This is a genomic window from Comamonas thiooxydans (assembly GCF_002157685.2).
Taxonomy (GTDB): domain Bacteria; phylum Pseudomonadota; class Gammaproteobacteria; order Burkholderiales; family Burkholderiaceae_C; genus Comamonas; species Comamonas testosteroni_H.
The window spans coordinates 5494329-5511031 of the sequence record NZ_AP026738.1; the positions used below are offsets into that span (position 1 = coordinate 5494329).

A 16703-nucleotide genomic window follows, 5' to 3' on the forward strand; every position below is an offset into this window, starting at 1 on the left:
AAAGGAATCGCCCCATGCCTCGCCGCTATCTGCTCGGCCGCATCGCCCAGGCCGCCCTGGTGCTGTGGGCGGCTTTCACAGCCTCCTTCATCTTGCTGCAGTTGTTGCCGGGCGACGCCGTGCTGATCAAGTTCCTGAACCCCGAACTGGGCCTGGGCCCGCAGGAGATCGCCGACATCCGCGCCGCCTACGGAGCCGACCAGCCCGTCTGGCAGCAATACCTGCACACGCTTGCTCAGTTCCTCACGGGCCATTTCGGCTACTCCTTGCAGGCCGGCGTGCCCGTGAGCCAGGGCCTGGCCACCAGCCTGCCGCCCACACTGCGCCTGGCAGGCCTGGGCTTTTCCACGGCGGCGCTGCTGGCCATCGCTCTGGCGGCTGCGGCCAGCCTCGCGCCTCTGGCCTGGCTGCGCAATGTCCTGCAAGCCCTGCCCTCGGTCTTTGTCTCCGTGCCCGTGTTCTGGCTGGGCATCATGCTGATCCAGGTCCTGTCCTTCCGTCTGGGCTGGATTCCCGTCATCAATCCCGGCCCCTGGGAAGGCCTGATCCTGCCCACGCTGACGCTGGCCGTCCCGATTTCGGCGCCGCTGGCCCAGATCCTGCTGCGCAATATCGACACCGTGCTGGCCCAGCCTTTCGTGGCCGTGGCGCGCGCCAAAGGCGCTTCTCGCGCCTGGGTGCTGCTGCACCACGTAGCGCGCAATGCCCTGCTTCCGACCTTGACGATTGCCGGCGTGCTGTTCGGCGAGCTGCTGGCCGGTGCCGTGGTCACCGAGGCCGTGTTCGGCCTCAACGGCCTGGGCACGCTGACCCAGCAGGCCGTGGGCAACCAGGACACGGCCGTGCTCCAGGCCGTGGTGGTCGTCTCGGCCACCGCCTTCGTGCTCATCAACCTCGCCGTGGACCTGCTCTACCCGCTGCTCGATCCCCGTTTGCGTCATTCTGTGGAGAACCGGGCATGAACACCGCCGTCTCGTCCATCATTCCCACGCCCCTGGGCTCCAGCGCCGCGTCGTCCGCAGCGCCCAGGCCGGCGCCCCCGCCGGCACCGACACCGGCCGCAAAAAGCCTGCGCCCCGTCCTGATCGATCTGCAAAGGCTCAGGCGCCTGCCGCCCACGCTGGCCCTTGCCTGGCTGGTGATTGCCACCGCCGCGCTGTGGGCCCTGGTTCCGGGCTGGTTTGCACATCAGAACCCCGTCGTCGGCCAGGCCGGCCAGCAGCTGCTGGAGCCCGGCCTCGCGCACTGGCTTGGCACGGATGCGCTGGGACGTGATCTCTGGGCCCGCGTGGTGCATGGCTCGGTGCACTCCTTGTCGGGTGCCTTCCTCGCCGTGGCCGTGGGCCTGATGGCGGGCACGCTGATCGGCCTGCTGGCCGGTGCCACGGGCGGCCGTGTCGATGATGCGCTGATGCGCCTCGTTGACCTGCTGCTGGCCGTGCCCTCGCTGCTGCTGTCGCTGACCATCATCATCTTGCTGGGCTTTGGCACCATCAATGCGGCCATCGCCGTGGGGGTGGCATCCGTGGCTGGCTTCGCGCGCCTGGTGCGCTCCGAAGTGGTTCGCGTGCGGCGCTCCGACTATGTGGAGGCGGCCTTCGGCAGCGGCGGACGCTTTGCCGCCGTACTGTGGCGCCATGTACTACCCAATTCGCTGACCTCGGTGGTGGCCCTGGCCGCGCTGCAGTTCGGCTCGGCCATCCTGTCGATTTCCACGCTGGGCTTTCTGGGCTACGGCGCGCCGCCTCCCACGCCCGAGTGGGGTCTGCTGATCGCCGAAGGGCGCAACTACATCGCCACTGCCTGGTGGCTGACCACGGCACCAGGCCTGGTCGTGGTGGCCGTGGTGCTGGCAGCAAACCGCATCGGCGCCTCCTTCGCGCGGAGGCCGGCATGAGTACCCTGCTGCAAGACCGCCCCGCCATTGCAACCCCTGCCGTAGCCGCTGCCCCGCTGCTCGAAGTCCAGGACCTGGTCATCGCCTACCGCGACCACGGCGGTCAGGAGCAGCGCGTGGTCCACGGTCTGTCGTTTTCAATAGCACCGGGTGAGGTCGTGGCCCTGGTCGGCGAATCGGGCTCGGGCAAGACCACCACGGCCCAGGCCGTGATCGGCCTGCTGGCTGACAACGGACGCCGCGAGCAAGGCAGCATCCGGCTGCAGGGCACCGAAGTCTCGGAATGGAACGCCACGCGCTGGAACAGTATTCGCGGCCGCGTGGTCAGCCTGGTGCCGCAGGACCCGACCACCTCGCTCAATCCCGTGCGCACCGTGGGCGACCAGGTAGGCGAAATACTGCGCATCCATGGCCTGCGTGACCGCGCGGCCGTCGAGGCGCGCGTGATCGATCTGCTGGCCCGAGTGGGCCTGTCCCAGCCCGCATTGCGCGCGCGCCAGTATCCGCACGAGCTGTCGGGCGGCATGCGCCAGCGGGTGCTGATCGCCATCGCCATCGCGCTGCGGCCTGCCCTCATCATTGCCGACGAGCCCACGAGCGCGCTGGATGTCACGGTGCAACGGCGCATCCTGGATCTGATCGACGAGCTGCGCCGCGAGACCGGCACCGCCGTGCTGCTGGTCACCCACGATCTGGGCGTGGCCGCAGACCGTGCTCATCGCCTCATCGTCATGCAGGGCGGTCGTATCCAGGAGCAAGGACCGACGCTGGAGCTTCTGCGCAAACCGCAAAGCGCCTATACGCGCCGCTTGCTGTCGGACGCACCTTCACTCACGCCCGCCCCTCGTCGCACACCGCCCGCGGCGGCGACCGTCACCGAGGACTGGGCCATCGAGGTCGAGGACCTTGTTCACGACTTCCATGCCCCCGGCCAGGGGCGCGGCGTTTTCCGCGCCGTGGACGGCGTGTCGCTGCGCCTGCGTCGGGGCTCCACGCATGCCATCGTCGGCGAGTCGGGCTCGGGCAAGACCACGACCATACGCGACATCGTGGGCCTGGCACGCCCTACATCGGGTCGCATCCGCATCGCCGGCGCCGAGCTCACGGGCCTGCGCGGCGAGGCCCTGCGCCAGCTGCGGCGCAAGGTTCAGCTGGTCTACCAGAACCCGTTCAGCTCGCTGGACCCGCGCCAGCGTGTCTTCGACATCATCGAGGAGCCACTGCTCAACTTCGAGCCACTGCCGCCCCGGGAGCGCCGCCAGCGCGTGCTTGACATGCTCGAGCGCGTGGGCCTGCCGAGCGCCGTGCTCGAACGGCGCCCGCATGCGCTCTCGGGCGGCCAGCGCCAGCGCGTGGCGATTGCACGCGCCCTGGTGCTGCAACCGGAGGTGGTGGTACTGGACGAGGCCGTCTCGGCCCTGGACGTAACCGTGCAGGCCCAGATCCTCGCCCTGCTCGCGCAGTTGCAGCAGGACCTGGGCCTGAGCTATCTCTTCATCTCGCACGACCTTGCCGTGGTGCGCCAGATCGCCGACACGGTGTCGGTGCTGCGCGCAGGCAAGGTGGTGGACGCAGGCAGCGTGGAGGACGTGTTCCTGCGCCCCACCAGCGACTACACGCGCGAACTCATGGACGCCATTCCCGGCAAAAGGAGCATTGATTTTGTCCCCCACCCCGCCTGACACTCTTGCTCGCGCGCGCCCGGCCCCGCGCCTGGGCTTCTTCAGCCGCCTGCTCGATGAGGTACCGGCCGGCGAACGCTACCGCCTGGTCACCGAGCAGATCGCCCATGCCGAAGCCCAGGGCTTCGACTCGGCCTGGATCGCCCAGCATCATTTCCATGAAAGCGAGGGCGGCCTGCCCTCGCCCTTTGTCTTTCTCTCGCATGTGGCGGCGCGCACGCAGCGCATCCGCCTGGGCACGGGCGTGGTCACGCTGCCGCTGGAAAACGCGCTGCGCGTGGCCGAGGATGCGGCCGTGCTGGACCTGCTGTCGGACGGCCGCCTCGAAGTGGGGCTGGGCACGGGCGGTACGGCGGAGTCCTTCGAGGCCTTCGGCGTCACAGGCAGCGAGCGCGGCGCAGTCTTTGCGCGCAACTTCGCCGTGCTGCGGGATGCCTGGGCCGGGCGCGAGCTGGCAGGCGGCGTGCGCCTGTACCCTGCAGCCCCGCAGCTGCTGGAACGCGTCTGGCAGGCCACGTTCTCGGTCGAAGGCGGAGCACGCGCCGGCGCCAACGGGGACGGCCTGATGCTCTCGCGCACACAGCCCCGACCCGAAGGGCGCCCCCGGGCCACGCTGTCCGAAATACAGAACCCCATCATCGAGGCCTATCTCGCGGCCCTGCCCACAGGACGCGCACCGCGCATCCTGGCTTCGCGCACCCTGCTGGTTTCCGACCAGCGCGCCCAGGCACGGCAATGGGCCGAGGCCGGTCTGCGCCGCTCGGCCCTGCGTCATGCGGCCCTGGCTTCATCCGCGTCCACGCAATGGGCAACGCGCGTCGATCCACAGGCGCCGCTGCAGCAGCTCATTGAAGCCTATGACGTGCATGTGGGCACGCCCGAGGAGGTGATCGCCTCGCTGCGCGCCGACACGGCGCTGGCGCAAGCCACCGACATCGTGTTTCAGGTCCACTCCATTGACCCGCCGCACCAAGCCATTCTGCGCTCGATTGAGCTGACGGCATCCGTCGTGGCACCGGCTCTGGGCTGGCGCCGCAGCGAGACTCCCGCCAGCGCTTCCCACCCCCTAGTCCGGACCGAACTGCTTCAAGCTGCATGACCATGAGCAACACCGCACAGACCCGCTTTCCTGAAGATGTGATCGACCATCTCGCCGATATCGCTGCCGGCAGCTCGCTGGATCAGGTGCGCCGCCACCGCAGCGAGGCGCGCACCCAGGCCCAGCAAAGCTTTGCCGCGCTGTTCACCCCCGCCGAGCCCGTGCCCGGCGCGGTCTCGCTGCGCGAGCGCCTGACGCTGGCCGCCTTCACGGCAGGCCTGCATGGCGAGCCCCGCAGCACGGCCTTCTACACACGCGCCCTGGCGGCCGAGGATGCCGATCTGGCCGATGCCGTGAGCTCGGAAGTGGTGCGCGGGCGCGCTGCCAGCCTGCAGGCCGGCAGCGGCCCGCACGGTCCCTACGGAATCTATCCGGCCGGCCCCTTGAGCCGCGAGGACCAGAGCGGCCCCAGCTACGCCGTGGATCCGGCTCATGCGGCTTTGCTGGGCCCGCGCCTGAGCGCCGCGCTGGCCCATGCCCATCTGCTGGCCTACCACCCACGCGATGCGAGTGCCCAGGCCTTGCTGGCGCTGCAGCAGGCCGGCTGGAGCGAGACCGATATCGTCATCCTGTCCCAGCTCGCCTCTTTCCTGTCCTTCCAGATCCGCCTCGTGGCGGGGCTGCGCGTGCTTGGCGCACGAGCTGCAGTCACCACGGCATCTTCCCCCATCGCCCTGCAAGCCCAGCCATGACCACCACGCACAACATCTCCCCCCAGGTCTTCACCCAGGAACAGCTTGACTGGCAGCCATGGATAGCTCCTCTGCAGGAGAGCGAGCTGAGCGAGCGCCACCATGCGGGACTGGTGGACGCGGCGCGCGCGCGTTCACCCTATTTCCGGCTGCTGGCACGCGACCCCGACACGCTGGGAGCACGCACACGCACCGACAAGGACATCTTCTACAACCCCGATGCCGGCTTGCCGCGCGCCGAGCGCGAACTGGCAGCCGCTGCAACCTCACGCACCAACGGCTGCATCTACTGTGCTTCGGTACATGCGCGCTTTGCGACACATTTCTCGCATCGCGCTGCCGATGTGCAGCGCCTGCTCGATGAAGGTCCGGGCAGCGATCTGGGTCCGCGCTGGAACGCCATCGTCGCCGCCGCCGTGGCCTTGACGCAGACACCGCCTGCGCTGGAATCTAGTCATATCGATGCGCTGCGCGCTGCCGGTCTCGACGACGCGGCCATCTCCGATGCGCTGCAGGGCACGGCCTTCTTCAACTGGGCCAACCGGCTCATGCTGTCCCTGGGCGAACCCCTGCGAACAGCCGGCTGACATGGCTGCTCACCACAACCCCAGCAACTTCCACCAGGCACTGCCGACGACAGCGAAGATCAGCAACTCCAGCACGCACATCGCGGCCCCCACGCGCCACCAGACACCCAGCGTCACATAGCCGCTACCGAAGATGATGGGAGATGTGCCAGTCGCGTAATGCGTCAGCGTCATCATGATGGCCGAACCGGCCGTCATCATCAGCATGAAGGGGACGACATAGTCGGCCGGGATCAGTTGCGCCCCCACGGTCAGAAAGGCCAGCATCATGGCACTGATATGGGCCGTGGTGCTGGCGAACAGATAGTGCGAGAAGACGAAGACGCCCACCAGGATCGCCGCCACGGGCAGCCAGTCCAGGCCGCTGGCGACGATGGCGCTCTTCAGGCCATCGGCAAACCAGGCAACCACACCGAGCTTGTTGAGCTGCTCGGCCAGCATGACCAGGGCACCGAACCAGATCAGGGTGTCCCAGGCGCTTTTCTCGGACAGCACATCATCCCAATCGATGGTCCCCGTGATGATCAGGGCAAACAAACCGAGAAAAGCCACCACGGTTGGGTCCAGCGTGAAAGCCGGGCCGAACAGCATTTGCGGCACATTCGCCCACAGCAACAGCATCACGCCAAAAGTCCCGAGCATCACCCGCTCCTTGCCTGACAGCGGGCCCATGCCTGCCATCTCGGCGCGCGCGTACTCCACGGCATTGGGCGTGGCCTTGAGCTCGGGTGGCGAAAGCAGATAGATTGCCAACGGCATCAACAGCAGACACAGCAGCCCTGGCAGCAGCATGTACAGAGCCCAACTTGTCCAGCTCAGGTGCAGGGACTGACCCGTGGCCTTGGCGACCAGATCCACGACCAGCGGATTGGGCGCCGTTGCGGTCAGGAACATGGCCGAAGTGATCGGATTGGAATGGTAGTTGACCAGCGCCAGATAGGTCCCGACCTTGCCCTGGGTTCCCTTGGCCGGGTCCGATTCGAAGGCGTTGGCGATGGACTTCATGATCGGGTGCACGATGCCGCCACCGCGTGCCGTGTTACTGGGTGTGAACGGGGCCAGTACCAGCTCGCAGATCGCGAGTCCGTAACCTATGCCTATGGTGCGCTTGCCCATCAACGCAATGAACAGCAATCCGATGCGGTTGCCGAGCCCCGTCTTCTTGAGACCGCGCGAGATCAGAACCGCCACCACGATCAACCAGATCAGGGGATTCGCAAAGCTGCTCAGCGCATCCGTGATCGCCCCCTTGGAGGAACTGGAGGTCACCTGGGACAGCGACACGATGACAATCGCCATCAATGCCATCACGCCTATGGGCATGACCTTGAGGATGATCGCCACGATGGTCGTCAGAAAGATGGCCACCAGTTGCCAGGCCTTGCTGTCCAGTCCCGCAGGCACCGGCGTCAGCAGCAGACCGGTCAGTACCAGGGTGGAAATCAGTGCAGGCACGACCCGAAACGGAACGGCCGATTTGAAGTAACGGAACATCGAGACGATCTTCTCGAACATAGAAGTCCTTTTCTTTACCTGCAGCGCATCGAGACACCATACCTCAGCCCAGCAAAAGCCAGAAGTCCCCGACGGACATTGGCGCTCGGGTCACAGACTGGCATCATGATGCAGTGCCGCATGGCTTCGACTCCAGGCCGACTTTTACGTTACCAAAGTTTGATCGACGGCAAGACTTGCAGAAGCAAAACCAATGGCAAGACCTCGTGCATGCCAGTATTCAAGCACTGGGCACATGCCCATGGATTCAGCAGGAGAGACACCCTAAATGCCAGCGAACCGATTCCTGCCCGATGAATGGGAAAGCCGCCTTGAGGAAATAGACCTGGAGATCCTGCATCAGGCAGCTATCTGCAAGATCCGGCTGCTTGAGCCCGGTGCCGTGGAGCGCGTGCTGGCCAACGATGCCGGCATCTGCGGGGCGACGCATGAGACGGCATTCCAGACCTTGCGCGGACTGCTCTATCTGCACTACACCGAAGTTCTGCATATCAGCGAGGTGCTGAGCCCGGAAATCGCCCAGGTGATCGCCAGCCGGGTGCGCGAGCATCTGAGCCGGCGCTCGGGCACGCAGTCGGGGGTATGACGAGCTAAGGCCGGAGCCGCCTTCCGGTCCATGGAAAAAATGGTCAAAAAAAAAGGTCACGACATTGTCGTGACCTTTTCAATTTGGTTGCGCGAGAAGGATTTGAACCTCCGACCTTTGGGTTATGAGCCCAACGAGCTACCAGACTGCTCCATCGCGCGGTATTTCCAAATTATAGCAGGCTTTGCAGCCTGCCCTGGCTTATTCAGCTGCTGCAGCGGCTTCTTCAGCGCGCTCGACCAGCTCCACATAGGCCATGGGAGCGTTGTCGCCCACGCGGAAGCCCATCTTCAGGATACGTGTGTAGCCACCGGGACGCTGAGCGTTGCGGGGACCCAGCACGTTGAACAGCTTGGTCACGCTGTCGCGGTCGCGCAGACGGTCGAAAGCCAGACGGCGGTTAGCCACGGTATCAACCTTGGCCAGAGTGATCATGGGCTCGATGACGCGACGCAGTTCCTTGGCCTTGGGGACCGTGGTCTTGATTGCTTCGTGCTCGATCAGCGAGTTCATCATGTTCTGCAGCATTGCCTTGCGGTGTGCAGAAGTGCGGTTCAGTTTGCGGAGGCCGTTGCCGTGACGCATGGTGCTTTTCCTTTGCTCCCCGTTTTTATCCGGAGATCTTTTCTAAATTAAATCAGGCAGCCGTATCAGGTACTGCCCGAGGCACTTGGACTTTGCCAAAACCGATCGATTTCAGCAAAGTCCTCTATTGTAGCGATTAACGCTTTTCCAGGCCAGCTGGTGGCCAGTTCTCGAGCTTCATGCCCAGCGTCAGACCACGGGAAGCCAGAACTTCCTTGATCTCGTTGAGCGACTTACGACCCAGGTTGGGAGTCTTGAGCAGCTCGTTTTCGGTACGCTGGATGAGATCACCGATGTAGTAGATGTTCTCTGCCTTGAGGCAGTTGGCAGAACGCACGGTGAGCTCGAGCTCGTCCACAGGACGCAGCAGGATGGGATCGAACGAGGTAGCAGCACCGCGGCCACCGGCAGGAGCGTCGAACACGCTGGCGATATCGCCACCGTCGAGCTGGGCAAACACTGCCAGCTGCTCCACCAGGATCTTGGCGGATGCGCGCACTGCGTCTTCAGCGGTGATGGCACCGTTGGTCTCGATTTCCAGAACCAGCTTGTCCAGATCGGTACGCTGTTCCACACGTGCGGATTCGACAGCGTAGCTCACGCGCTTGACGGGCGAGAACGAAGCGTCGAGCACGATACGGCCGATCGACTTGGTCGATTCGTCACCGTAGCGGCGCACGTTGCCGGGCACATAGCCGCGGCCCTTTTCCACCTTGATCTGCATGTCCAGCTTGCCGCCTTGCGACAGATGGGCGATCACATGATCAGGGTTGACGATTTCTACGTCGTGGGGGGTCTGAATGTCACGGGCAGTGACAACACCTTCGCCATCCTTGCGCAGGCTCAGGGTGACTTCGTCACGATTGTGCAGCTTGAACACCACACCCTTGAGGTTCAGCAGGATGTTGGTCACATCTTCCTGGACACCGTCGATGGAGGAGTACTCATGCAGCACCCCAGCAATCGTCACTTCCGTCGCTGCGTAACCCACCATGGAGGAGAGCAGAACACGGCGCAGGGCATTGCCCAGCGTATGACCGTAGCCACGCTCAAACGGCTCCAGAACAACCTTGGCACGGTTGTGACCAAGTTGCTCGACATTGATTGTCTTGGGCTTCAGCAAATTCGTTTGCATGCAGACTTCCTCTCAATACCCTCGGCTCGTTACACCGGTAAGGCTGGTGAAGCACCCACGGCGCGATGCCTCGCGCCGTGGGGACGGTTTACAGAAATGTCGCTGCTAAAGATTAACGCGAGTACAACTCAACGATCAGGGATTCGTTGATGTCAGCTGCGAATTCATCGCGGTCAGGAGACTTCTTGAAAGTACCTTCTGCCTTGTCAGCAGACACTTCAACCCATGCGGGGAAGCCCACTTGAGCAGCCAGTTGCAGAGCCTCGACCACGCGAGCTTGCTTCTTGGACTTTTCACGCAGGGCAACCACATCGCCTTCCTTCACGGAGAAAGAAGGAATGTTCACGGACTGGCCGTTCACGGTGATAGCCTTGTGCGAAACCAGCTGACGTGCTTCAGCGCGAGTGGAGCCGAAGCCCATGCGGTACACGACGTTGTCCAGACGCGATTCCAGCAGCGACAGCAGGTTGGCACCAGTGTTGCCACGCTTGCGGTCAGCAGCTTCGAAGTAGCGGCGGAATTGCTTCTCCAGCACGCCGTACATGCGCTTGACCTTCTGCTTTTCGCGCAGTTGCAGACCGTAGTCGGAAGTGCGCTGACCGGAAGTGCGGCCATGCTGACCAGGCTTGGTGTCGAACTTTGCCTTGTCTGCGATGGAGCGACGTGCGCTCTTCAGGAACAGATCGGTGCCTTCGCGGCGGGAGAGTTTTGCCTTGGGGCCAATATAGCGTGCCACTTGATTTCCTTTGTGTCATCTACCGTGCGCAAACACGGGAGCCGCCCGCGATGCAAATGCACCTGGGCGGCGGTGGGCTTGATAAAAAATTAGATACGACGACGCTTTTGAGGGCGGCAGCCGTTGTGGGGAACCGGAGTCACGTCCGAGATGGAAGTGATACGGATACCCAGAGCACCCAGGGCGCGAACCGAGGATTCACGGCCAGGACCGGGACCCTTGATTTCGACTTCCAGGTTCTTGATGCCCTGTTCGATAGCAGCACGACCGGCCACTTCCGAAGCAACCTGAGCAGCAAAGGGAGTCGACTTACGCGAACCCTTGAAGCCCTGGCCACCCGACGAAGCCCACGACAGAGCGTTGCCTTGACGGTCGGTGATGGTGATGATCGTGTTGTTGAACGAAGCGTGCACGTGCGCGATGCCGTCAGAAATATTCTTACGGACCTTCTTGCGAACGCGAGCAGCTGCGTTGTTTGCGGGAGACTTAGCCATAATGATCTTTCAATCTCTTATTTCTTCAGAGCCGCTGCACCCTTGCGCGGACCCTTGCGAGTACGGGCGTTCGTGCGGGTACGTTGACCGCGCATGGGCAGGCCGCGACGATGACGGAAACCGCGGTAGCAACCGATGTCCATCAAACGCTTGATGTTCATGGTGGTTTCGCGACGCAGATCACCTTCCAGAGTCATGGGATTCAGGAAGTCACGGATCTTTTCCAGATCAGCGTCCGTCAGGTCCTTGACCTTCTTGGAATACTCGATACCGCATGCTTCGCAGATCTTGCGAGCTGTAGTGCGACCGATGCCGAAGATGGCGGTCAGGCCGATTTCAGCATGCTTGTGCGGCGGGATGTTAATGCCAGCAATACGTGCCATATTAGTCCTCTAATGCTTTCAATCAACCTTGGCGCTGCTTGTGGCGCTGGTCAGTGCAGATCACGCGCACAACACCTTTGCGGCGGATGATCTTGCAGTTACGGCAGATTTTCTTGACCGAAGCCGAAACTCTCATTCTTTTCTCCTAAAACTTTCCATCCACTATCGGCCTATCGACCGGGAAACAATGCCCGCGATAGATCGATGGGCGTCTACTAACTTTTGGCAGGCTGCCCCCTTGGGCAGCCTTGTCATCAAATACCAGCCTTAAAGTTCGCTTTTTTCAGGAGCGACTCGTATTGCTGCGACATCACGTAGTTCTGCACTTGCGCCATGAAGTCCATTGTCACGACCACAATGATCAGCAACGATGTACCGCCGAAGTAGAACGGAACGTTGTACTTCAGGATCAGGAATTCGGGCAACAAGCACACGAAGGTAATGTAGATCGCGCCAGCCAGGGTCAGGCGAACCAGAATCTTGTCAATGTAGCGGGCTGTCTGTTCGCCAGGACGAATCCCGGGGATGAAAGCGCCACTCTTCTTCAGGTTGTCGGCAGTTTCCCGGCTGTTGAAAACCAGGGCCGTATAGAAGAAGCAGAAGAAAATGATCGCGGCAGCATAAAGGATGACATAGATTGGCTGACCAGGGGTCAACGTGCTCGCAATATCCTTCAGCCAGCGCATGGATTCTCCTGCACTGAACCAATTCACCACCGTAGCGGGCAGCAAGATGATCGACGAAGCGAAGATGGGAGGAATCACACCTGCCATGTTCAGCTTCAGTGGCAAGTGCGAAGACTGACCACCGTACACCTTGTTGCCGACTTGTCGGCGTGCGTAATTCACCAAGATCTTGCGTTGACCTCGTTCGACATACACGACGAAATACGTCACGGCTGCCACAACGAGAACAATGAAGATTGCCGCCAGAATGCTCATGGCACCGGTGCGCACCAGTTCCAGCAGACCGCCGATGGAGCTCGGCAGGCCTGCAGCGATACCGCCAAAGATCAGTATCGAGATACCGTTGCCCAGACCACGTTCAGTGATCTGTTCACCGAGCCACATCAGGAACAAGGTACCGGCCGTGAGACTGACCACCGCAGTCATGCGGAAGCCAAAACCAGGGTTCAGAACCAAGCCTGCGGAGCTTTCCAGGGCAACAGCAATTCCCAAGGACTGAAACAGCGCCAGGCCCAGAGTGCCATAGCGGGTGTACTGGGTAATCTTGCGACGACCCGCTTCACCTTCCTTTTTCATCTGCTCGAATGTCGGGACCACATAGGTCATGAGCTGCATGATGATCGATGCCGAGATGTACGGCATGATCCCCAGTGCGAACACTGTGAAGCGCGAGAGCGCTCCACCCGAGAACATGTTGAACAGATTGAGAATGCCGCCCTGCTGGCCAGAGAACAGCTGCTGCAGCTGCGCTGGGTCGATGCCCGGAACGGGGATATGCGCCCCGATGCGGTATACGACCAGCGCAAGCAACAGAAAAACCAGACGACGACGCAGGTCGCCGAATTTTCCAGTCTTTGCAATTTGAGCTGCGCTAGTAGCCACGGATGTCTTCTTTCAGAACTTTAATCAGGCGATGCTGCCACCGGCAGCTTCGATGGCAGCCTTGGCACCGGCGGTAGCGCCGATACCATTGAGCTTGACAGCCTTAGTCAGTTCACCGCTCTTGATGATCTTCACGACCTTAGCGATAGAGCCAACCAGACCGGCTTGCTTCAGAGCAGCCAGATCGACTTCGGCCAGGCCGAGCTTATCCAGCTCGGACAGGGTCACTTCTGCATTGAACTTCAGCAGATGCGACTTGAAGCCACGCTTGGGCAGGCGACGCTGCAGAGGCATCTGACCGCCTTCGAAGCCCACCTTGTGGTAGCCACCCGAACGCGACTTCTGACCCTTGTGACCGCGACCGGCAGTCTTACCCAGACCAGAACCGATACCGCGACCCACGCGACGCTTGGCGTGCTTGGCGCCGTCTGCAGGCTTGATGCTATTGAGTTCCATCATCAATCCTTTCAGAGAACCTTCACCAAGTAGGCGATCTTGTTAATCATGCCGCGCACTTCAGGAGTGTCCTGCAGTTCGCTGACGCTGTTCAGCTTGCGCAGACCCAGGCCACGCACAGTCGCACGGTGCGACTCTTTGGTGCCGATGGGGCTACGAACCAGCTGAATCTTGACAGTTTGTTGTGTTGTCATGTGCTGGACTCCGATCAGGCGGTGAAGATGTCTTCGACCGACTTGCCGCGCTTTGCTGCCACGTTCGCAGGGGTCGTGGAGTTCTTCAAAGCGTCGAAAGTTGCGCGAACCATGTTGTAGGGGTTCGACGAACCATGGCTCTTGGCCACGATGTCGGTGATACCCACCACTTCAAAAACAGCGCGCATAGGGCCGCCAGCGATGATGCCGGTACCCTTGGGAGCTGGGTGCAGCTCGACCTTGGCAGCGCCGTGATGGCCCTTCACCGAGTGGTGAATGGTGCCGCTCTTGAGTGCAACCTTCATCAGGTTGCGACGGCATTCTTCCATCGCTTTTTGCACGGCAGCAGGCACTTCCTTGGACTTGCCCTTACCCATGCCAACGCGACCGTCACCGTCGCCAACCACGGTCAGTGCAGCGAAGCCGAGAATACGACCGCCCTTCACAACCTTGGTGACGCGGTTGACCGCGATCATTTTTTCGCGCAGACCGTCGTCACGACCTTCGTCTTGCACTTTGGGGGAAAATTTAGCCATTTGTATCCGCTCCGCTTAGAACTGCAGGCCCGCTTCGCGAGCGGCTTCTGCCAAAGCCTTCACGCGGCCGTGGTATGCAAAACCGGCGCGGTCGAAAGCCACTTTCTCAACGCCAGCAGCCTTAGCCTTCTCAGCAATGCGCTTGCCGATCAGCGTGGCGGCGGCCACGTTGCCACCCTTGCCAGCGGCGCCGAGTTGCGAACGCACTTCGACTTCTGCAGTGGAGGCCGAAGCCAGCACGGTAGTGCCGTCTTCCGAAACCACGGAGGCGTAGATATGGAGATTGGTGCGGTTCACGCTCAGACGTGCAACGCCTTGCTGGGCAATGCGGATGCGAGTCTGACGGGCACGGCGCAGACGCTGCTCTTTCTTGTTCAACATCATGCAGCTCCTTACTTCTTCTTGGTCTCTTTGATCACGACCTTCTCATTCGCATAGCGAATGCCCTTGCCCTTGTAAGGCTCGGGAGGACGAACGGCACGGATCTCAGCAGCCAATTGACCGACCACTTGACGGTCAGCACCCTTGATCACGATTTCAGTCGGAGTGGGGGTAGCGACGGTGATGCCGGCAGGCATCTCGAAGTTGACGGGGTGCGAGAAGCCCACAGCCAGGTTCAGCTTGGAACCTTGTGCAGCGGCCTTGTAGCCCACGCCAATCAGCGTCAGCTTCTTCTCGAAGCCTTCAGTCACGCCCTTGACCATGTTGTTGACCAGCTGGCGGATGGTACCGGCCAGAGCGTCAGCTTCACGGGAAGCGTTGGCGGGAGCAAAGGACAGCTTGCCGTCGTTGTTGCCGATGGTCACCAGGCCGTTCAGAGCCAGCGACAGATCGCCGCCCTTGCCCTTGACCTTGATGGTTTCAGCGTTGATGGACACATCCACACCTGCGGGGATGGTCACAATAGCTTTTGCTACGCGAGACATTTCAGTATTTCTCCTTAATGTCCGTTAGGCCACATAGCACAGCACTTCACCGCCGATACCGGCAGCACGTGCTTTGCGATCAGTCATCACGCCCTTGGGAGTAGTGACGATGGCCACACCCAGGCCGTTCTGGACCTGAGGAATTGCGTGACGACCCTTGTACACGCGCAGGCCGGGACGGCTCACACGTTCGATACGCTCGATCACAGGGCGACCGGCGTAGTACTTCAGGGTAATTTCGAGTTCGGACTTGCCACCTTCGGACTTCACTTCGAAGCCGTCGATATAGCCTTCTTCCTTCAGCACTTGTGCGATGGCAACCTTGACCTTGGAGGAAGGAGCCGACACAGTGGCCTTGGAGACCAGTTGTGCATTGCGGATGCGGGTCAGCAAGTCAGCGATGGGATCACTCATGCTCATGTTTAATCTCTCCTGCTTGCTTACCAGCTGGCCTTGGTGACACCGGGGATGTCGCCAGCAAAGGCCAATTCACGCACCTTGGCACGACCCAGACCGAATTGGCGGAAGGTACCGCGAGGACGGCCAGTGATCTCGCAACGGTTACGCTGGCGAGTGGGGTTCGAGTTACGGGGCAGCTTCTGCAGACCCAGGCGAGCGGCGTCGCGCTCTTCGTCGGAACGCTTCACGTCGCCGGCGATTGCCTTCAGTTCTGCATACTTGGCAGCATACTTGGCTGCCAGCTTTTCGCGCTTCAGTTCGCGCTGAATCATTGCTACTTTAGCCATGCGCCACCTCAGTTCTTGAAGGGGAATTTGAAAGCGGCGAGCAGTGCCTTGCACTCTTCGTCGTTCTTCGCTGTTGTCGTGATGCTGATGTTCAGACCACGCAGAGCGTCCACCTTGTCGTACTCGATTTCGGGGAAGATGATTTGTTCTTTGACGCCAACGTTGTAGTTGCCGCGACCGTCGAACGAACGACCCGAGATACCACGGAAGTCACGCACGCGGGGCAGAGCCACGGTCACGAAACGGTCCAGGAATTCGTACATCTGAACGCCACGCAGGGTCACCATGCAGCCGATAGCTTGGCCTTCGCGGATCTTGAAACCAGCGATAGCCTTCTTGGCCTTGGTCACCACAGGCTTCTGACCAGCAATCTTGGTCAGGTCAGCCACGGCGTTGTCCATCACCTTCTTGTCGGCCACGGCTTCGCTCACACCCATGTTCAGAGTGATCTTGGTCAGACGGGGCACTTCCATAGCGGAGGTGTAGCCGAACTTTTCCTTCAGTTCAGCCGCGATCTTTTCGCGATAGAGTTTTTGCAGTCGTGCCATGTGTTACTCCTTAGGCGGCGATTTCAGCGCCATTGGACTTGAACACGCGAACACGTGTGCCGTCGGCGTTCACCTTGATGCCCACGCGATCGGCCTTGCCGGTCGCTGCATTGAAGATAGCCACGTTGGATTGATGGATAGGCATGGCCTTTTCCACGATACCGCCGGTGGTGCCCTTCATGGGGTTAGGCTTGGTGTGCTTCTTGACCAGGTTGATACCGTCCACGATCACGTGGGAGTCATCCTTGCGCAGAGAAACCACGCCACGCTTGCCCTTGTCACGGCCGGTCAGCACGATAACTTCGTCGCCCTTGCGAATCTTGTTCATGGTGCTATTC

General features: G+C 61.6%; 24 protein-coding genes and 1 tRNA gene. 7 read left to right on the forward strand and 18 right to left on the reverse strand.

What is annotated here, in order from left to right; all coding sequences use genetic code 11:
• Window positions 1-14: 14 nt before the first annotated feature.
• Genes CTR2_RS25520 through CTR2_RS25545 form a run of 6 tightly spaced genes read left to right on the forward strand, consistent with a single transcriptional unit; the run spans window position 15 to window position 5957 of the window.
• Window positions 15-962 carry an ABC transporter permease gene (locus CTR2_RS25520; protein WP_087079973.1) on the forward strand — a complete coding sequence of 316 codons (948 nt, stop codon included), beginning with the start codon at window positions 15-17 and terminating at the stop codon, window positions 960-962.
• Window positions 959-1897 carry an ABC transporter permease gene (locus CTR2_RS25525; protein ID WP_087079971.1) on the forward strand — a complete coding sequence of 313 codons (939 nt, stop codon included), beginning with the start codon at window positions 959-961 and terminating at the stop codon, window positions 1895-1897. The genes CTR2_RS25520 and CTR2_RS25525 overlap by 4 nt, the downstream gene beginning before the upstream one ends.
• Window positions 1894-3579, forward strand: coding sequence for a dipeptide ABC transporter ATP-binding protein (locus tag CTR2_RS25530; protein WP_087079969.1), 1686 nt, complete (start codon window positions 1894-1896; stop codon window positions 3577-3579). The genes CTR2_RS25525 and CTR2_RS25530 overlap by 4 nt, the downstream gene beginning before the upstream one ends.
• Window positions 3560-4678 (forward strand): putative FMN-dependent luciferase-like monooxygenase, encoded by a 1119-nt coding sequence (locus tag CTR2_RS25535; RefSeq protein ID WP_087079966.1) that lies wholly within the window; start codon window positions 3560-3562, stop codon window positions 4676-4678. The genes CTR2_RS25530 and CTR2_RS25535 overlap by 20 nt, the downstream gene beginning before the upstream one ends.
• Window positions 4675-5370, forward strand: coding sequence for a CMD domain protein (locus CTR2_RS25540; protein WP_087079964.1), 696 nt, complete (start codon window positions 4675-4677; stop codon window positions 5368-5370). The genes CTR2_RS25535 and CTR2_RS25540 overlap by 4 nt, the downstream gene beginning before the upstream one ends.
• Entirely contained in the window at window positions 5367-5957 is a 591-nt protein-coding gene (locus CTR2_RS25545) for an alkylhydroperoxidase domain protein (protein ID WP_087079962.1), read from the forward strand. The genes CTR2_RS25540 and CTR2_RS25545 overlap by 4 nt, the downstream gene beginning before the upstream one ends.
• Window positions 5958-5966: 9 nt before the next feature.
• Here CTR2_RS25545 and CTR2_RS25550 read toward each other — a convergent pair whose 3' ends face one another.
• Entirely contained in the window at window positions 5967-7472 is a 1506-nt protein-coding gene (locus CTR2_RS25550) for a DASS family sodium-coupled anion symporter (RefSeq protein ID WP_087079960.1), read from the reverse strand.
• Between the two features lie 268 nt (window positions 7473-7740).
• Here CTR2_RS25550 and CTR2_RS25555 point away from each other — a divergent pair, with 268 nt between their 5' ends.
• Complete coding sequence (locus tag CTR2_RS25555) at window positions 7741-8058, forward strand: hypothetical protein (protein WP_087079958.1); 318 nt, start codon at window positions 7741-7743, stop codon at window positions 8056-8058.
• A gap of 84 nt (window positions 8059-8142) precedes the next feature.
• Here the strand turns inward: CTR2_RS25555 and CTR2_RS25560 are convergent.
• The 17 genes from CTR2_RS25560 to rplX form a co-directional block, all read right to left on the reverse strand.
• Window positions 8143-8219, reverse strand: a tRNA-Met gene (locus CTR2_RS25560).
• Between the two features lie 40 nt (window positions 8220-8259).
• On the reverse strand, window positions 8260-8643 hold the full coding sequence (gene rplQ, locus CTR2_RS25565) for a 50S ribosomal protein L17 (RefSeq protein WP_003050544.1): 384 nt from the start codon (window positions 8641-8643) through the stop codon (window positions 8260-8262).
• A gap of 136 nt (window positions 8644-8779) precedes the next feature.
• Window positions 8780-9778 carry a DNA-directed RNA polymerase subunit alpha gene (locus CTR2_RS25570; RefSeq protein ID WP_003050542.1) on the reverse strand — a complete coding sequence of 333 codons (999 nt, stop codon included), beginning with the start codon at window positions 9776-9778 and terminating at the stop codon, window positions 8780-8782.
• Between the two features lie 112 nt (window positions 9779-9890).
• Complete coding sequence (rpsD, locus tag CTR2_RS25575) at window positions 9891-10514, reverse strand: 30S ribosomal protein S4 (RefSeq protein ID WP_003068426.1); 624 nt, start codon at window positions 10512-10514, stop codon at window positions 9891-9893.
• An 89-nt stretch (window positions 10515-10603) separates the two neighbouring features.
• Entirely contained in the window at window positions 10604-11008 is a 405-nt protein-coding gene (gene rpsK / locus CTR2_RS25580; protein WP_003050538.1) for a 30S ribosomal protein S11, read from the reverse strand.
• A 17-nt stretch (window positions 11009-11025) separates the two neighbouring features.
• A complete protein-coding gene (rpsM, locus tag CTR2_RS25585) occupies window positions 11026-11391 on the reverse strand; it encodes a 30S ribosomal protein S13 (RefSeq protein ID WP_003050537.1) in 366 nt (121 codons plus the stop codon).
• Window positions 11392-11413: 22 nt separating this feature from the next.
• Window positions 11414-11527, reverse strand: a complete 114-nt coding sequence (gene rpmJ, locus CTR2_RS25590) for a 50S ribosomal protein L36 (RefSeq protein ID WP_003050535.1) — start codon at window positions 11525-11527, stop codon at window positions 11414-11416.
• A 118-nt stretch (window positions 11528-11645) separates the two neighbouring features.
• The gene (gene secY / locus CTR2_RS25595; RefSeq protein WP_003050520.1) at window positions 11646-12959 is read right to left on the reverse strand and encodes a preprotein translocase subunit SecY; all 1314 of its coding nucleotides are present in this window, start codon (window positions 12957-12959) and stop codon (window positions 11646-11648) included.
• A gap of 24 nt (window positions 12960-12983) precedes the next feature.
• On the reverse strand, window positions 12984-13415 hold the full coding sequence (rplO, locus tag CTR2_RS25600; RefSeq protein WP_003050519.1) for a 50S ribosomal protein L15: 432 nt from the start codon (window positions 13413-13415) through the stop codon (window positions 12984-12986).
• 11 nt (window positions 13416-13426) lie between these two features.
• On the reverse strand, window positions 13427-13609 hold the full coding sequence (gene rpmD, locus CTR2_RS25605; protein ID WP_003050517.1) for a 50S ribosomal protein L30: 183 nt from the start codon (window positions 13607-13609) through the stop codon (window positions 13427-13429).
• A 14-nt stretch (window positions 13610-13623) separates the two neighbouring features.
• Window positions 13624-14145, reverse strand: coding sequence for a 30S ribosomal protein S5 (rpsE, locus tag CTR2_RS25610; protein WP_003050515.1), 522 nt, complete (start codon window positions 14143-14145; stop codon window positions 13624-13626).
• Between the two features lie 15 nt (window positions 14146-14160).
• Window positions 14161-14526, reverse strand: a complete 366-nt coding sequence (gene rplR / locus CTR2_RS25615) for a 50S ribosomal protein L18 (protein WP_003050513.1) — start codon at window positions 14524-14526, stop codon at window positions 14161-14163.
• Window positions 14527-14537: 11 nt separating this feature from the next.
• Window positions 14538-15071: a 50S ribosomal protein L6 gene (gene rplF, locus CTR2_RS25620; protein WP_041744356.1), complete on the reverse strand. Its 534-nt coding sequence runs from the start codon at window positions 15069-15071 to the stop codon at window positions 14538-14540.
• A 24-nt stretch (window positions 15072-15095) separates the two neighbouring features.
• Window positions 15096-15491 carry a 30S ribosomal protein S8 gene (rpsH, locus tag CTR2_RS25625; protein WP_003050510.1) on the reverse strand — a complete coding sequence of 132 codons (396 nt, stop codon included), beginning with the start codon at window positions 15489-15491 and terminating at the stop codon, window positions 15096-15098.
• A gap of 20 nt (window positions 15492-15511) precedes the next feature.
• On the reverse strand, window positions 15512-15817 hold the full coding sequence (rpsN, locus tag CTR2_RS25630) for a 30S ribosomal protein S14 (protein ID WP_003050509.1): 306 nt from the start codon (window positions 15815-15817) through the stop codon (window positions 15512-15514).
• Between the two features lie 8 nt (window positions 15818-15825).
• Window positions 15826-16365, reverse strand: coding sequence for a 50S ribosomal protein L5 (rplE, locus tag CTR2_RS25635; RefSeq protein ID WP_003050507.1), 540 nt, complete (start codon window positions 16363-16365; stop codon window positions 15826-15828).
• A 10-nt stretch (window positions 16366-16375) separates the two neighbouring features.
• Entirely contained in the window at window positions 16376-16693 is a 318-nt protein-coding gene (gene rplX, locus CTR2_RS25640) for a 50S ribosomal protein L24 (RefSeq protein WP_003050504.1), read from the reverse strand.
• Window positions 16694-16703 lie beyond the last annotated feature (10 nt).

What these genes read in the sequence shown, in the direction of transcription:
- CTR2_RS25520 (WP_087079973.1), top strand. Translation starts at nt 15, where the DNA reads ATGCCTCGCCGCTATCTGCTCGGCCGCATCGCCCAGGCCGCCCTGGTG.
- CTR2_RS25525 (WP_087079971.1), top strand. Translation starts at nt 959, where the DNA reads ATGAACACCGCCGTCTCGTCCATCATTCCCACGCCCCTGGGCTCCAGC.
- CTR2_RS25530 (WP_087079969.1), top strand. Translation starts at nt 1,894, where the DNA reads ATGAGTACCCTGCTGCAAGACCGCCCCGCCATTGCAACCCCTGCCGTA.
- CTR2_RS25540 (WP_087079964.1), top strand. Translation starts at nt 4,675, where the DNA reads ATGACCATGAGCAACACCGCACAGACCCGCTTTCCTGAAGATGTGATC.
- CTR2_RS25545 (WP_087079962.1), top strand. Translation starts at nt 5,367, where the DNA reads ATGACCACCACGCACAACATCTCCCCCCAGGTCTTCACCCAGGAACAG.
- CTR2_RS25550 (WP_087079960.1), bottom strand. Translation starts at nt 7,472, where the DNA reads ATGTTCGAGAAGATCGTCTCGATGTTCCGTTACTTCAAATCGGCCGTT.
- CTR2_RS25555 (WP_087079958.1), top strand. Translation starts at nt 7,741, where the DNA reads ATGCCAGCGAACCGATTCCTGCCCGATGAATGGGAAAGCCGCCTTGAG.
- rplQ (WP_003050544.1), bottom strand. Translation starts at nt 8,643, where the DNA reads ATGCGTCACGGCAACGGCCTCCGCAAACTGAACCGCACTTCTGCACAC.
- CTR2_RS25570 (WP_003050542.1), bottom strand. Translation starts at nt 9,778, where the DNA reads ATGCAAACGAATTTGCTGAAGCCCAAGACAATCAATGTCGAGCAACTT.
- rpsK (WP_003050538.1), bottom strand. Translation starts at nt 11,008, where the DNA reads ATGGCTAAGTCTCCCGCAAACAACGCAGCTGCTCGCGTTCGCAAGAAG.
- rpsM (WP_003050537.1), bottom strand. Translation starts at nt 11,391, where the DNA reads ATGGCACGTATTGCTGGCATTAACATCCCGCCGCACAAGCATGCTGAA.
- rpmJ (WP_003050535.1), bottom strand. Translation starts at nt 11,527, where the DNA reads ATGAGAGTTTCGGCTTCGGTCAAGAAAATCTGCCGTAACTGCAAGATC.
- rplO (WP_003050519.1), bottom strand. Translation starts at nt 13,415, where the DNA reads ATGGAACTCAATAGCATCAAGCCTGCAGACGGCGCCAAGCACGCCAAG.
- rpmD (WP_003050517.1), bottom strand. Translation starts at nt 13,609, where the DNA reads ATGACAACACAACAAACTGTCAAGATTCAGCTGGTTCGTAGCCCCATC.
- rpsE (WP_003050515.1), bottom strand. Translation starts at nt 14,145, where the DNA reads ATGGCTAAATTTTCCCCCAAAGTGCAAGACGAAGGTCGTGACGACGGT.
- rplR (WP_003050513.1), bottom strand. Translation starts at nt 14,526, where the DNA reads ATGTTGAACAAGAAAGAGCAGCGTCTGCGCCGTGCCCGTCAGACTCGC.
- rplF (WP_041744356.1), bottom strand. Translation starts at nt 15,071, where the DNA reads ATGTCTCGCGTAGCAAAAGCTATTGTGACCATCCCCGCAGGTGTGGAT.
- rpsH (WP_003050510.1), bottom strand. Translation starts at nt 15,491, where the DNA reads ATGAGCATGAGTGATCCCATCGCTGACTTGCTGACCCGCATCCGCAAT.
- rpsN (WP_003050509.1), bottom strand. Translation starts at nt 15,817, where the DNA reads ATGGCTAAAGTAGCAATGATTCAGCGCGAACTGAAGCGCGAAAAGCTG.
- rplE (WP_003050507.1), bottom strand. Translation starts at nt 16,365, where the DNA reads ATGGCACGACTGCAAAAACTCTATCGCGAAAAGATCGCGGCTGAACTG.
- rplX (WP_003050504.1), bottom strand. Translation starts at nt 16,693, where the DNA reads ATGAACAAGATTCGCAAGGGCGACGAAGTTATCGTGCTGACCGGCCGT.